We start from the raw sequence: 13,746 nt of genomic DNA on the forward strand, positions 1-13,746 counted from the left end.
GGTCGCCATGGTCGGCAGGCCGAGATAGAAACCCTCGGCTCGGCCTGCGGCGATCAGACGGTACGCGAGCATCAATGCCGCTTCCGTCTTGCCGGCTCCGGTGACGTCTTCGAGGATGAACAGTTGCGGCGCGGCGGCAAGCGTAAGGTTCGCCGCCGTTCGTTGCAGCGGAGTCGGCTCTGCGGGCGGTTCGAGATGTTTAAACAATCCGGTCAGCGTTTGCGGCCGCACGCTACGCGGCAGCAAGTTGGCGCCACGCAAAGCCTTTTCGGCTCGCGGCTGGGCGTGCTGTGTCCAGTATTCGGACAGAGGCAGCGGTTCGGTTCGATAGCGGAAGAACTCCTCGTTCGAACCCACCCAGTCGCACAGTACCGAAAGACCGGCCAGCCACCAGGATAAGCGGTTCAAGGTCTCGTAGAACGGTTCTCCGTCCGGCAGTTCGCCTGGTTTTTTGGGCAGAAGCAGGTCGGCGCATTCGCTTGCGAATTGCACCGATGCGTCCAGATCGCGCTCGGAAAAATGGTCTTCCAGGCCGGGTTGACGTTCCGCGGTTTTCGGCGGCTGACCGTGATGTCCGGTGACGGTTCCGGCCCAGATTTCCAGGTTCATGCGCCAATTCCGCCGAGCGTAGCGGGTACCGCAGATTTCGAACCGGCCTTGCTCCAGAAGCCATGGGCCGATTTTCTGCCGGTACAACAGGTGGCCCAGGGTGTCGTGCCGGACCGTGTAGTCCTTGCGGGGCTGCTCGTTTTTCAAAGCCTGGCAAAGATCCAGGCGCAGCCCTTGAAAGCGGTAGCTGAATTTCCCCAAATCGTGCTGTGAAAGAAAGAAGACGAACCAGTCGGCGAACGTTTCTTCCGCGATTTGCAGCCGCGCCGCCCAGTCGGCGCGCAGAGCCGTGTGTTGCTCCAGATAAATTTTTCCGACTGCCGCCACGTCTAGGCTGTGATACGGCAAGAGGTGATAAGGCGTTCCCGCTTCGCCTTCTTTACGGGCCTTCCCCCAATATTTCCAATACCCATTTTCCATTTCCTATCCCCCAATAACCAAAAACGGCGAAATCGCTTCTTATGTTTCTCTTACAATCGCTTCCCCAATAACCGTCGCGCCAGCAAAGTCTGCATGTCGCGCCGTCCGTCCGCGATCAGCATGACATAGACGGTATCGTCGATGGTTCGATAAACAATTCGGTAAGGCTTGAAGAATAATTCGCGGTATTCATGAATGCCGAGGGCCGATAGCTCTCTCGGGTAGACGCCCTGCTTGGGAAATTCCGCGAGGCTATCGAAAACATGCTGGATTTCGTCCAGCACGTGAGCGGCGCGTCCGGTGAATCCTGTGTGCAGATGTAGTCGAACGGATCTTCGAGGTCATCGGCGGCATCAGCGGTCAAAAGAACGCGATGAACCATCACTCTCGTCCCTTGTTGCGTAATCGGCCGATAACATCGGCCGGTTCCTGCACGTTGCCGGCTTCGATCTGCCGGGTTCCGAGCGCCAAAATTTTCAGCAGCGCCAAGGTTTCCTGCGTTTCCTCATAGGTTTTGACGTCCTGGATAACCGGCTTGGCTTCGCCGTTCTGGGTAATTACCAGGGGTTCGCGTTCTTCGGTGAGTTGGCGTATGACCTCGGCGGCGTGGGCCTTGAGATGGCTAATGGGCTTGATCTGTTTGGAATATTTCATTGGTGGGTTCCGGATTAAAGCAGTTTCCATTCGTACGTAAGGATTGATTGCAAATGGGCTTAGTGTGGGAGCGGGCTTCAGCCCGCGATCAGGCGATTATCGCGGGCTAAAGCCCGCTCCCACGAGCCGTAAACCACTCCGACAGCCGCTCTAAAGAGGAGGACTGGATTTAGTCTTAATTTGGTTCCTTATCAATCCGAAGCGGAGTGGCGTATAGGGTTCCAACTGCCGCTACATCGATGCAGTGATATGGCAAAAGGTGATAATTCGCCCGATCACCGGATTCGCGTCGAATTACTGCCCAATATTTCCAATAAGCACGATCAGCGGCCATCTCTTATCTCCCATGCAATGTAAACCTTATAGCATGGGTAGTGGCTCACTAGGTGAGCCTGTGCGGATGCCTGTATGTCAGAAAAGGCTGAAATCTTTGTAAGCGGATGCTTACGTCATGTATCGGAACGAGACTCGGGGGCAGGGGTTTGGGAGGTGAGTGTTTGAAATACCAATGGGATGTCGGTTTGCTCACTTGGTTTATGGACGAGTTGCCCTCACCCGGCCTGCCGGCCACCCTCTCCGAGAGACGAGGGTTTCTACACAAATCGTCGTCTCGGCATTGCGAACGATGCGCTTCACTGCGTTCAGCACATCCTACGAGCTCTGATTAAGTCCTTCGACAGGCTCAGGACGAACGGTAACGTATTGATTCCGTTCGTGGTGAGCTTGTCGAACCATGAACGGAATCCACTTGTTCATAGCTTCCTTTACTTGGGCGATCGCATGGATCGGTATGCTCAGCCATTAAACCCGCCCAGTGTTTCCTTCAGCGCGTCCTCCACCTGTTCCAGCCAGATGAATTGCAGTTTCTCCTTTGCTTCGGCGGGGATTTCCTCCAGTTCCTTTTGATTGCGGGCCGGCAGGAGGACACGGGTGATGCCGGCGGCGAGGGCGGCGAGCACCTTTTCTTTGATGCCGCCGACCGGCAGGACCAGGCCGCGCAGGCTGATTTCGCCGGTCATGGCGGTGTCGTTGCGTACCGCCTTTTGGGTGAGCAGGGAGACCAGGGCGACGAAGATGGCGACCCCGGCGCTGGGGCCGTCTTTGGGCGTGGCTCCCGCGGGGACGTGGATGTGTATGTCGCTTTTTTCGAATACTTCGGGCTGGATGCCGAGATCGGCGCAGCGGGCCTTGGCGAGACTCAGGGCGGCTTGGGCGCTTTCCTTCATGACATCGCCCAGTTGTCCGGTCAGCGTCAGTTTGCCGGTGCCGGGAGCGCGGCTGGCTTCGATGAAGAGAATGTCGCCGCCCACTGGGGTCCAGGCGAGGCCGGTGGCGACGCCGGGCACGCTGGTGCGCATCGCGACTTCGCTTTCGAAGCGCCGCGGGCCCAGAATGGTCGGCAGAAGCTCGGGGGTCACCGTCAGGCGCTCGATTTCGCCTTCGGCGATGCGGACGGCGGCATGGCGGAACACGGCGCCGATTTCCCGTTCCAGGTTTCTTACGCCGGCTTCGCGGGTATAGTCGCGGATGATGGCGGTGAGCGCCTCGTCGGTGATCTCGCATTGATCGGGGTCCAGGCCGCAAGCTTCGGCCTGCTTGGAAACGAGATAACGCCGGGCGATCTGAAGCTTTTCTTCGGTCGTGTAGCCGGGCAGGTGGATCACTTCCATGCGGTCGCGCAAGGGACCGGGAATCGTGTCGAGCATGTTCGCCGTGCTGATGAACATGACGTGGCTGAGGTCGAACGGAACCGCGAGATAGTTGTCGCGGAAGGTGCTGTTCTGCTCGGGATCGAGCACTTCCAGCAGGGCCGCGGAGGGATCTCCGTGGAAGCTGGCGCCGAGCTTGTCGATTTCGTCCAGCATCATGATGCAATTGCGCGCGCCGGCCTTACGGATGGCCTGGATGATGTTGCCGGGCAAGGCGCCGATATAGGTTCGCCTGTGTCCCCGGATTTCGGCCTCGTCGTGAACCCCGCCCAGGCTGACCCGTACGAATTTGCGGCCGGTGGCGCGGGCGATGCTTTGTCCCAGGGAGGTTTTGCCGACGCCGGGCGGCCCGACGAAACAGAGGATCGGGCTTTTTCCCGCAGGATTCAGTTTGCGTACCGCGAGATATTCGAGAATCCGCTTTTTGATCTTTTCGAGGCCGTAGTGATCTTCATCCAGGACCTGCCGCGCCTCGGCGACATCCAGGCGGTCCTCGGTCTCCACCGACCAGGGCAGTTCGACCAGCCATTCCAGATAGCTGCGCACCATGGAGTGCTCGGCGCTCGCCTCGGGCATCCGTTCCAGCCGCTTCAGCTCCTTCATCGCCTGATTTTCGGCCTCTTCGGGCATTTTCGCCTTGGCAATGGCTTCGTACAGTTCGCCGATTTCCTCGGTGCGTTCGTCGGTTTCGCCCAGTTGCTTTTGAATCGTCTTGAGCTGTTCGCGAAGCAGGAATTCGCGCTGGCGCTCATCCATGGTTTGTTTGGTCTGGTCGCTGATTTCCTTGGAGATGCGGAGGACCTGAATGCGATGGCGAAGAAGGTTCGAGATTTTGTCGAGCCGTGTCTGAGCGTCCAACGTCTCAAGGATTTCCTGCTTTTCGGCGATCGCCAAATCCATGAACGAAGCCACCAGGTCGGCCAGCGTGTGTGCCGAGGATACCTGTTGAACGGCGTTCAACAATTCCGGCGGGGCCTGAGGGAGCAGCGCCAGTACTTCGGCCACTTGGTTCTTCAATTGCAGCAGACGGGCCTCGATGGCGGGCGTTTCGATCTCTTGTTCCTTGATCGGCTCGATGCGGGCTGCGAGAAACGGAAACCCTTCCAGGAATTCGAGGATACGAAAGCGTTGCTCGCCCTGGCAGACAATGTTGTGCGAGCCTTCCGGCCCGGTCACGTAGCGCAGGATGGCGGCCTGGGTGCCGACCGTATAAAGTTCGTCCGGCTCGGGTACGTCTACTTTGGGGTCCCGCTGCAGCAGGATTCCGACCGAGGTGTCCCGGCGAAGCGCATACTGGGCCGCGGCAATGGAGGGTTCCCGCCCGACGCTGATGGGAACGATGACGCCCGGGAAAAGCACGATATTCCGCACCGGAATGATCGCGATGGTATCCGGAGGTAGGATTACAGCGGACTCGGAGTGTTTGTCTGATCGTTGTTCGGTTTTCATGGCGGCAATCAATCCGTCTTAAAAAGAGGAATGGTCAGACAGCCGTTTGCGTAAATCGGGTCACCGGGACGCAATCGCCAAGGCGGCAATTGGATGCGCCGCTCGAAGCGGCCGTAAGGTATTTCCAGGCGATGGATGACGGCGCTATCCGGGGCGATCTTCAAGGACCTTTCGCCGGATATGACGACTAGGTCCTCGGTTACGGCGACATCGATGGCTTCCGGAGGCACACCCGGCAATACGACCGTGATGGTGATCGCATCGCGGGTTTCGATGATGTCGACGGGCGGTTCCCACGTCGGCCGGGAGGCGATAAGTCTATGGACTTGAAAGAAGCGCCGATGGAGCCGCTCCGCCTGTTCCAGCAGTTCGCAGGCTTGCGCCCACATCCAGGTTGTCGGACCGTGCGTCATGACAATAATCTCGCAAAAGCGGGCTTGAAGCCGTACATGGCGAAAGCCGACGCGAAGCCGAGAATTCGGCCGCGGATATCCGTATCCGACTCATGAACTCCCTTGAAAGACTCCCGTTTCGGTGAACCCGTGGGAGAGGCTGTGCCGTACTCAGGTTTCGCCGCTTCCCAATCGCAAACGGGCCTTTAATCGGCCCCTTCCAATCGCAAACGTCGCTTTAGTCGCGACCTTCCATGTACTCCATACGTAATTGGACGTTTCGGCCGTCGCGAAATTCATTGATATCGAGCCGATAGACGGCTCGAAGGCGTCGGCAGGCCAGCCAATCGGCAGGTTCGTCGACGAAAAAGGCAATACCGTCGATCAGCTTGTCCGAGTTCGGGATCTTGAGGAGAAATTTGAGATGGCGGTCTCCGACGATGCGGCTTTGCGCCACGTCGAATTCGCCGTCGAACAAGGGTTCGGGAAAGCCTTGGCCCCAGGGGCCCGCTTGGCGCAGCAGTTCGGCAACTTCCAGCGCCATTTCGTGGGCTTCGAGCGGCCCGTCGCTGTGTATCGCGTGGTCGAGGTCCAGGTCGGCCAAATGGCGAGCCACCTCTTCCTCGAACAGCTCGGTGAAGTGCGCCAGGTCGTCCCGGTGGAGACTCAGGCCCGCGGCCATCGCGTGTCCGCCGAATTTCCGCAGCAGGTTCGGGCAGCGCGTCGCGATATCGCTCAGGACGTCGCGGATGTGCACGCCCGGAATCGAGCGCGCGGAGCCTTTGATCTCGTCGCCGTCGGTACGGGCGAAAGCAATCACCGGCCGATTCACGCGGTCCTTGATCCGGGACGCCAGTATGCCAACCACGCCCTGATGCCAGGAATCGTCGAACAAGCAAAGTCCCGCCTTGGTTGCCAAGGAGGTATCGAGGTCTTCGAGATGAGCGAGCGCGTCGAGCTTCATCTGTTCCTCGATCTCGCGCCGATCCCGGTTCAGCTGGTCGAGCCGGACAGCCATGGCGCGGGCGGCATCGGCATCGTCGGTCAGCAGGCACTCGATGCCGAGAGTCATGTCTTCGAGCCGGCCGGCGGCGTTGAGCCGGGGCGCGACGGCGAAGCCGAGGTCGGCTGCCGTGATGATGCGTGAATTGCGCCCGGAAACCTCCAGCAGCGCCAGCAATCCTGCGTGGGCTTGTCCCGAGCGGATGCGCTGAAGTCCCTGATGAACCAGAATGCGGTTGACGTGATCCAGCGTCACCACGTCGGCGACCGTGCCCAGAGCCACCAAGTCCAGCAGTTGCGCGAGGTTCGGCTCTTCGGCACCGGTTCGAGCGAAATGGCCGGCGGCTCGAAGTCGGATTCGCACCGCGGAAAGGACATAAAACATCACGCCGACGCCGGCCAGATATTTGCTCGGGAAAGGATCGCCGGCCAGATTCGGGTTGACGATGGCGTCCGCGCCGGGAAGCTCCGACCCCGGCAGGTGATGATCGGTGATGAAGACCCGCATGCCGCACGCTTTGGCTGCCGCGGTGCCTTCCAGGCTGGAGATGCCGTTGTCGACGGTCAGGAGAACGTCCGGAGTACTTTGGGCGGCCATCGCGACGATCTCCGGCGTCAGACCGTAGCCGTATTCGAAACGGTTGGGTACGAGATAGGAGACTCGCTCCGCGCCGAGCAACCTCAGTCCCCGGACGGCCACCGCGCAGCCGGTGGCGCCGTCGGTGTCGTAATCGGCGATGACGAGAATGCTCTGATTTTTTCGAATCGCCTCCGCCAGTTGATCGGCCATGGCTTCCATGCCGCTCAACAGCCAGGGCGAGGGGAGTTTTGCCAGCGAGCGGTCCAGTTCCTCGGCGACGATCAGCCGGCGCGCGGTGTAAATGCGTTGCAGCAGCGGCGGGAGATGGGAAAAGGCTCGATCGGGAAGTTGATCCGATCCGCGGGGGACGATTTTCTTTTTAACCGGGTAGTAAGGCATTGGGCGGCAAATGGGTCTGTGGAGAGCTGTCGTAGGTCGGAAATCCCTTTCCGACACGCCGTCGGCAAAGGATTGCCGACCTACACAATACTACCGAGTCAAGCCCGCAATGAGCGGAACGTAATGATCGATCAACAAGGCCGAAAATATCCCGACCAGATAGACCAGCGAATAGCCGAAAGTTTTCATGGCCAGCTTGTTGTCTGCCTCTTTCTTGAGGCGAATCGCGTAGTATAAAAATCCGATTCCGAGCCCCACGGCCGCTCCCAGATAAAGAAAGCCGCTCATGCCGGTGAGATACGGGAACAGGCTTACGATCACCAGCAATATGGTGTAGAGCAGGATGTGCAGCTGCGTTACCTCCACGCCGTGGGTCACGGGCAGCATGGGGATGTTCACCTTGGCGTAATCGTCGCGCTTCGCGATGGCATAGGCCCAAAAATGGGGCGGGGTCCAGGTGAAGATCAGCAGGAACAGCAGCAGGGCGTAAGGGTGCACCCCGCCGGTCACGGCGCACCAGCCGAGCACCGGCGGAGCCGCGCCGGCCGCGCCGCCGATCACGATGTTCTGCGGAGTCGCGCGCTTCAGATAGACGGTGTAGATGAAGGCGTAGCCGATCAGCGAAAGAAAGGTCAAAAACGCGGTTAGCGCGTTTACGAACAGGATCAGAATCGCCATCGAGAGCGTGCCCAGAGTGGCGGCGAAGATCACCACCTGGTTCGGCTGAACGTGCCCTGAGGGCAAGGGGCGGTTCTGGGTGCGCGCCATTTCGGCGTCCGCACGGCGGTCCAGGAAGTGGTTGAGAGCGGCTGCGGACGCGGCGGCGAGACCGATGCCGAGGCTTGCCCACAACGAAACCGCCAGAGGAGGGAGTTCCGGAACGGCCAAAAACATGCCGATCACGGCGGTGAACACGATGTGGCCGACTACCTTGAGTTTGCACAGGGCGAGATAGGTTCGCCAGGAAACGGCATTCGTGGATTCGATATCAGTCGTCGAGTTCATCGTTTCGCTACGGTCTTCGTTTACAATACCGGCTGGTTCGGCAACCTGCCGTTCAATCCTCAACACATTCAGGAGAGCGTCAAATGCAGTTTCGCGGACTCCGTCTGGCCTTGCTGGTATTACCGTTGTCGCTTCACGCTGCTGAGCCTGCGGTTCACGAGTTCCGGCTGGATAACGGGTTGAAGCTTTTGGTCCAGGAAGACCACCGTGCGCCGGCAGTCGTTACGCAGGTTTGGTACAAAGTGGGCGCAAGCTATGAATACGGCGGTATCACCGGCATCTCGCACATGCTCGAGCATATGATGTTCAAGGGTACCGAGAAACACCCGCCGGGCGAATTCTCCCGTATTATCGCAGCAAACGGAGGTCGAGAAAACGCCTTCACCGGGCAAGATTACACGGCCTATTTTCAGACCCTGGAAAAAACCAGGCTGCCCGTGAGCTTCGAACTGGAAGCGGACCGCATGCGGAATCTGCTCCTGTCCGACAAGGAATTCAAGAAGGAACAACAAGTCGTCCTGGAGGAGCGGCGGCTGCGCACCGACGATCAGCCGCGCGCCAAAATGGAGGAGCATTTTCAGGCGGTTGCCTACACCAACAGCCCTTACAAGAATCCGGTCATCGGCTGGCCGGACGACGTCAGCGGATTGACGGTCGGCGATCTCAAGCATTGGTACGGACTTTGGTACGCGCCGAACAACGCCATCCTCGTCATCGTCGGCGACGTGAATCCGCAGGAGGTTTACGCACTCGCCAAGAAATACTTCGGTCCGTTGAAACCCAGCAAACTGCCGGAAATCAAGCCGCGAGGCGAAGTCGAGCAACTCGGGGCGCGGCGTATGACGGTTCGTCTGCCGGCCAAGCTGCCGTATCTCGTGATGGGCTACAAGACCCCCGCCTTGCGAACAATAGGCGAAGAGGATTGGGAGGCTTACGCGCTCGAAGTTGCCGCCGGGATTCTGGATGGCGGCAACAGCGCGCGGCTGTCCAGCCGCTTGGTGCGCGGGCAGCAGGTGGCGGCATCCGCCGGAGCCGGCTATAACCTTTATTCGCGCTTGTCCAATCTGTTTACCCTGGAGGGGACGCCCGCCCAAGGCAAGACCTTGCAGGCACTGGAGAAAGCATTGGGCGAGGAAATCCGTCGCCTTCAGGACGAACCGGTTTCCGCCGCGGAACTGGAGCGGGTCAAGGCGCAGGTTCTGGCCCATCATATTTATCAGAGGGATTCCATGTTTTATCAGGCGATGCAGCTTGGCATGACCGAAACCGTCGGGCTCGGTTGGAAAACCGTCCAGGAGTATGTGGACAAGGTCAACGCCGTGACGGCCGAGCAGGTTCAAAAGGTTGCCCGGAAATACCTGATCGACGATCGGCTGAGCGTGGCCTATCTGGAGCCGTTGCCCATGCCCGAAGGCGCGAAGGCGCCGGAAGAAGCCGCACCGATGGGAGGTGATCATGTTCGTTAAGCGCATGTCCCGATGGATCGTGTTTCTGTTCTTGTTGATCAGCGCGCCGGTTTACGCCGTGCCGGAAATCCAGCATTGGGTCTCGCCGCAGGGCGGTCGGATCTATTTCGTGCCGACCGAAGGTTTGCCGCTGCTCGACGTTCAGGTCGTGTTCGACGCGGGCAGTGCCCGCGACGGTGAAAAATTCGGCCTTGCCGCTCTCACGTCCGGCATGCTCGACACCGGCGCGGGAGACTGGGATGCCGATGCCATCGCCCAGCGGCTCGAGAGCGTCGGAGCATCAATGGGAACCGGTGTTTCGCGCGATTCGGCCTATTTGTCGCTGCGCAGCCTGACCCATCCCGAGAAGCTCGGTGTCGCCTTGGATACGGCCCGGGAAGTCTTGGCTCACCCCCGTTTCGAGCAGAAAGACTTCGAGCGGGAGAAAAACCGGACGCTGCTCGCGATCAAGCAGCGCGGCGAGGAACCGGACGAACTCGTCGAGATCGCGTTTTTCCAAGTACTGTACGGTAACCATCCTTATGCCCATCCGCAGGAGGGTTTCGCCGAAACCGTGGCGCCATTGACCCGCGAGGATCTGGTCGATTTCCATAAACGCCACTATGTGGCGAGCAATGCCATCGTCGTGATCGTGGGCGATGTGAAACGGGCCGAGGCTGAAGCTGTCGCCGAAAAACTGCTGTCGGGCCTCGAAAAAGGCTCGGCTCCGCCAGCGTTGCCTGCGCCCGCGCCGCTGCAGTCGGCCGAAATCATCAAACAGCAGTTCCCGTCGGAGCAGACTCATGTGCGTGCCGGAGTTCTAGGGATGACGGCGACCGATCCCGACTATTTTCCGCTTTACGTGGGTAACCACATTCTGGGCGGCAGCGGCCTGGTTTCCCGCGTTAGCACGGAAGTCCGCGAAAAACGAGGGCTTTCCTACAGCGCCTACAGCTATTTCATGCCGCTTCGGGAACTCGGGCCTTTCCAGATGGGGCTCCAGACCCGCAACGATAAGGCCGAGGAAGCCTTGCGCGTCGCTCTCGACACCATCAAGGATTTCGCCGCGAACGGACCGACCGATAAGGAACTGGAAGCCGCCAAGAAAAATATCATCGGCGGTTTCGTTTTGCGCCTGGACAGCAATCAGAAACTCACCCTGCAGGTGGCCAACGTCGCGTTTTACAACCGTCCTCTTGATTACCTCGCCACGTTTACCGAGAAGGTGGAGGCGGTGACCCGTGAGGATATCAAGCGCGCTTTCCGGTCCCGGATCGATCCGGGCAAGATGCGGACCGTGCTGGTCGGCGGCGGGGCGAAGTGAAGAATGAGCTCCGCATCATCGCCGGCCGTTTCCGCAGCCGCAAGCTCAAGTTTCCCGATGCTCCCGGACTCCGGCCGACGCCGGACCGGGTCCGGGAAACGCTGTTCAATTGGTTGCGGAACGACATCGAAGGCGCTCGCTGTCTCGATCTATACGCGGGTAGCGGCGCGCTGGGATTCGAAGCCGCTTCGCGCGGCGCCGCCAAGGTCGTGCAAGTGGAACGGGATGCGTTAGTGTGCGGAGCTCTCGAACGGAATCGTGCGCTATTGAACGCCGAGGCGGTGGAAATCGTCCAAGCGGAAGTCGGGCGTTTCTTAGAGGGTGCGGGGCAGCCGTTCGATGTGGTTTTTCTCGACCCGCCTTTCCACCAGGGCTTGGTCATTCCGTGCTGCCGGGCGCTGGAAGGGAACGGTTGGCTCTCATCCCACGCTAAAATCTATGTGGAAACCGAGAGCAGTTTTCGGCTCGAGAGTCTTCCGGAAAACTGGCGGACTTTGCGCGACGGCAGGGCGGGAGAAGTCGGCTACCATTTGTGCGAACGCATCTCTTCCGGTCACTTCCCATGATCATTACCGCGATCTATCCCGGAACATTCGATCCCATCACCAATGGCCATGTCGACCTGGTGACGCGCGCCGCCCGCATCTTCGATCGAGTGGTCGTCGCCGTGGCGGAGAATAAGAACAAGACGCCGTTGTTCAACCTGGACGAGCGAGTGGAATTGGCGCGAGCTTCGTTGCAGGCGGTGGGAAACGTCGAAGTTCTGGGCTTCGATACCCTGCTGGTGAACTGCGCGAAAAAGTGTGGCGCCACCGTGATTCTGCGCGGATTACGTGCAGTGTCGGACTTCGAGTTCGAATTTCAATTGGCCGGCATGAACCGCCATCTTTGCGCGGAATTGGAGACGATGTTTTTGACGCCCAGCGAAAAGTACGCGTTCATTTCGTCTTCGGTGATTCGCGAAATCGCGAAGCTAGGCGGGGACGTGTCGAGTTTCGTGCCGGAACTGGTGCGGGAAGCATTAGTCGCAAAGTACGCTAGTTTCCCAGACGCGCCTTAAAAGCTACTACGCGGTTCGAGAGCGGCGTTGCGAAGGTGTGGGACCAAATCCGCCGGGAGCGGATTGGGACGTGCGGAGCACAAGGCGTAGCCCGAGCCGGCAGGAAGCGGCGAGCACTCGTCATGTACTCAATGCACACTCCGGGCCTTGTGTTGCGGCTCCCATCAGTGGGAGCCGCCCCGAACGGGGCCTGCCTTCGGACCGCTCGCGACGCTTTTGGAACACGTTTTTAGTGAGATTGTTATGGCTCTGATTATTACCGACGAATGTATCAACTGCGATGTGTGCGAGCCGGAGTGTCCGAACGGCGCCATTTCGCAGGGCGAAGAAATTTATGAAATCAATCCGGCGCTCTGTACCGAGTGCGTCGGGCATTTCGATAAGCCGCAATGCATGGAAGTGTGCCCCGTGGACTGCATTCAAAAGGATCCGGATTACTCGGAAGACCGCGATTCCCTATACGAAAAATATTTGGCTTTGACCAAGGGGTAAGGCGCTACACGAAGCGATGCAGGTCCGGATAAGGCCGACCGTTGTTCCAAAATTGAGTTGGTCTGGAACCCCTTTCGATGTCTTTGTCGGCAAAGGATTGCCGACCTACGACTCTCCCGATCCGCATCACTAAACCGCGGTGAAAAATGCACTAGCGGCTTATCCCGGTCCACATCAGACTTAGCGTAGGTCGGCAATCCTTTGCCGACGAATGTGCCCGCTACACTGAGTCGTGTCGAAGGGGCGGCAGCCCTCGCCGGCTCTCGACTTGAAACTCTGTTAGAGCATTTTCCGATTCGGTGTCAGAGAGCCCGATATGTAGGTCGGCAATCCCTTGCCGACAAAATCCTTTGCCGAGCCGATAAGTCGGCAAGGGATTGCCGACCTTATATCTCGATTCTGCATTCCACAAGAGGCAGAATCTCCGACTGATCATCGGACCCAGACGCTGGGCAAGACGTTGCCGACCTTGGGCCTGAAGCCCGCGCCGTAGATCGTCCCCCAGCGTCCCTTCCTCGCCATAGAGTTCGAACGGTATCGTAGGGCTGCCTTGGGCAACACCCTGGATGGATAAGGCTGAACCCGGCAGGAGCGGTTTCGATCGGTCAGCACTTTGCCCCATCGTCAACGCAGACCCAGGAGACCCTATGACGTTCAGCCCCATCGGTATCGACATCGCCAAAGCCAAGTTCGACGCCGCCGCGCTCCGCAACGGCAAGTACAAAACCAAGGTCTTCCAGAACACGCCCGAAGGGTTTAGGGCGTTCCTGGCCTGGCTGCAAGCCTTCCCAACGCCCCACGTATGCCTGGAGGCCACCGGCCGCTATGGTGAGGGCTTGGCCCTGTTCCTGGTCGACCACGGCCTCGCCGTCAGCGTGGTCAACCCCGCCCAAATCCACGCCTTCGGCCAAGCCGAACTGAGCCGCACCAAGACCGATAAAAGCGATGCCAAGCGCATCGCCCGCTTCTGTCTCAGCCAACGGCCGCTGCTCTGGCAGCCGCCTCCGCCGGCCGTGCGCCCATTACAAGCCTTAGTGCGTCGGCTCGAGAGCCTCCTCGAGATGCGGCAGATGGAAAAAAACCGCCTGGACGGGGCCGACCCCACCGTACGCCCCTCCATCGAAGCCGTGCTCGCCACCCTCGACGCCGAGATCGCCGCTACCCAACAACGCATCCGCGAGCACATCGACCACGATCCGGACCTCC

13 protein-coding genes are annotated in these 13,746 nt (G+C 59.5%); 6 read left to right on the top strand and 7 right to left on the bottom strand.

The annotated features are described in order from the left end of the window. The 7 genes from ABJK70_RS10955 to cyoE form a co-directional block, all read right to left on the bottom strand. Positions 1-1,029 (bottom strand): CRISPR-associated endonuclease Cas3'' (locus ABJK70_RS10955; protein WP_347257990.1); only part of this gene is annotated, 1,029 nt, incomplete at its 3' end. Between the two features lie 50 nt (positions 1,030-1,079). Beyond that, entirely contained in the window at positions 1,080-1,313 is a 234-nt protein-coding gene (locus ABJK70_RS10960) for a type II toxin-antitoxin system RelE/ParE family toxin (protein ID WP_347257991.1), read from the bottom strand. A gap of 97 nt (positions 1,314-1,410) precedes the next feature. Next, on the bottom strand, positions 1,411-1,683 hold the full coding sequence (locus ABJK70_RS10965) for a type II toxin-antitoxin system Phd/YefM family antitoxin (protein ID WP_086135112.1): 273 nt from the start codon (positions 1,681-1,683) through the stop codon (positions 1,411-1,413). 794 nt (positions 1,684-2,477) lie between these two features. Continuing rightward, positions 2,478-4,841: an endopeptidase La gene (lon, locus tag ABJK70_RS10970; protein ID WP_347257992.1), complete on the bottom strand. Its 2,364-nt coding sequence runs from the start codon at positions 4,839-4,841 to the stop codon at positions 2,478-2,480. A gap of 8 nt (positions 4,842-4,849) precedes the next feature. Continuing rightward, positions 4,850-5,254, bottom strand: coding sequence for an Hsp20/alpha crystallin family protein (locus ABJK70_RS10975; protein ID WP_210023744.1), 405 nt, complete (start codon positions 5,252-5,254; stop codon positions 4,850-4,852). Positions 5,255-5,471: 217 nt separating this feature from the next. Next, positions 5,472-7,214 (bottom strand): single-stranded-DNA-specific exonuclease RecJ, encoded by a 1,743-nt coding sequence (recJ, locus tag ABJK70_RS10980; protein ID WP_347257993.1) that lies wholly within the window; start codon positions 7,212-7,214, stop codon positions 5,472-5,474. A 90-nt stretch (positions 7,215-7,304) separates the two neighbouring features. Continuing rightward, on the bottom strand, positions 7,305-8,219 hold the full coding sequence (gene cyoE, locus ABJK70_RS10985) for a heme o synthase (RefSeq protein WP_077732518.1): 915 nt from the start codon (positions 8,217-8,219) through the stop codon (positions 7,305-7,307). Positions 8,220-8,302: 83 nt separating this feature from the next. Here cyoE and ABJK70_RS10990 point away from each other — a divergent pair, with 83 nt between their 5' ends. The 6 genes from ABJK70_RS10990 to ABJK70_RS11015 all read left to right on the top strand — a co-directional run. Then, positions 8,303-9,685, top strand: a complete 1,383-nt coding sequence (locus tag ABJK70_RS10990; RefSeq protein ID WP_086135115.1) for a pitrilysin family protein — start codon at positions 8,303-8,305, stop codon at positions 9,683-9,685. Further along, positions 9,675-10,988 carry a pitrilysin family protein gene (locus ABJK70_RS10995; protein ID WP_156880826.1) on the top strand — a complete coding sequence of 438 codons (1,314 nt, stop codon included), beginning with the start codon at positions 9,675-9,677 and terminating at the stop codon, positions 10,986-10,988. The genes ABJK70_RS10990 and ABJK70_RS10995 overlap by 11 nt, the downstream gene beginning before the upstream one ends. Further along, the gene (gene rsmD / locus ABJK70_RS11000) at positions 10,985-11,554 is read left to right on the top strand and encodes a 16S rRNA (guanine(966)-N(2))-methyltransferase RsmD (RefSeq protein WP_077732515.1); all 570 of its coding nucleotides are present in this window, start codon (positions 10,985-10,987) and stop codon (positions 11,552-11,554) included. The genes ABJK70_RS10995 and rsmD overlap by 4 nt, the downstream gene beginning before the upstream one ends. Continuing rightward, positions 11,551-12,048, top strand: a complete 498-nt coding sequence (coaD, locus tag ABJK70_RS11005) for a pantetheine-phosphate adenylyltransferase (protein ID WP_077732514.1) — start codon at positions 11,551-11,553, stop codon at positions 12,046-12,048. Before rsmD ends, coaD begins: the two co-directional genes overlap by 4 nt. A 243-nt stretch (positions 12,049-12,291) precedes the next feature. Next, entirely contained in the window at positions 12,292-12,540 is a 249-nt protein-coding gene (locus ABJK70_RS11010) for a YfhL family 4Fe-4S dicluster ferredoxin (RefSeq protein ID WP_077732513.1), read from the top strand. A gap of 647 nt (positions 12,541-13,187) precedes the next feature. Next, a partial coding sequence (locus ABJK70_RS11015; RefSeq protein WP_347257994.1) for a transposase occupies positions 13,188-13,746 on the top strand: 559 nt, incomplete at its 3' end.

The sequence above is a fragment of the Methylocaldum sp. genome, assembly GCF_039794385.1.
In the GTDB taxonomy this organism is placed as follows: Bacteria; Pseudomonadota; Gammaproteobacteria; order Methylococcales; family Methylococcaceae; genus Methylocaldum.

Bases quoted from the DNA above. Each gene is read 5' to 3' on its own strand.
- ABJK70_RS10965 (WP_086135112.1), bottom strand. From the start codon at position 1,683: ATGAAATATTCCAAACAGATCAAGCCCATTAGCCATCTCAAGGCCCAC.
- lon (WP_347257992.1), bottom strand. From the start codon at position 4,841: ATGAAAACCGAACAACGATCAGACAAACACTCCGAGTCCGCTGTAATC.
- ABJK70_RS10975 (WP_210023744.1), bottom strand. From the start codon at position 5,254: ATGACGCACGGTCCGACAACCTGGATGTGGGCGCAAGCCTGCGAACTG.
- recJ (WP_347257993.1), bottom strand. From the start codon at position 7,214: ATGCCTTACTACCCGGTTAAAAAGAAAATCGTCCCCCGCGGATCGGAT.
- cyoE (WP_077732518.1), bottom strand. From the start codon at position 8,219: ATGAACTCGACGACTGATATCGAATCCACGAATGCCGTTTCCTGGCGA.
- ABJK70_RS10990 (WP_086135115.1), top strand. From the start codon at position 8,303: ATGCAGTTTCGCGGACTCCGTCTGGCCTTGCTGGTATTACCGTTGTCG.
- ABJK70_RS10995 (WP_156880826.1), top strand. From the start codon at position 9,675: ATGTTCGTTAAGCGCATGTCCCGATGGATCGTGTTTCTGTTCTTGTTG.
- coaD (WP_077732514.1), top strand. From the start codon at position 11,551: ATGATCATTACCGCGATCTATCCCGGAACATTCGATCCCATCACCAAT.
- ABJK70_RS11010 (WP_077732513.1), top strand. From the start codon at position 12,292: ATGGCTCTGATTATTACCGACGAATGTATCAACTGCGATGTGTGCGAG.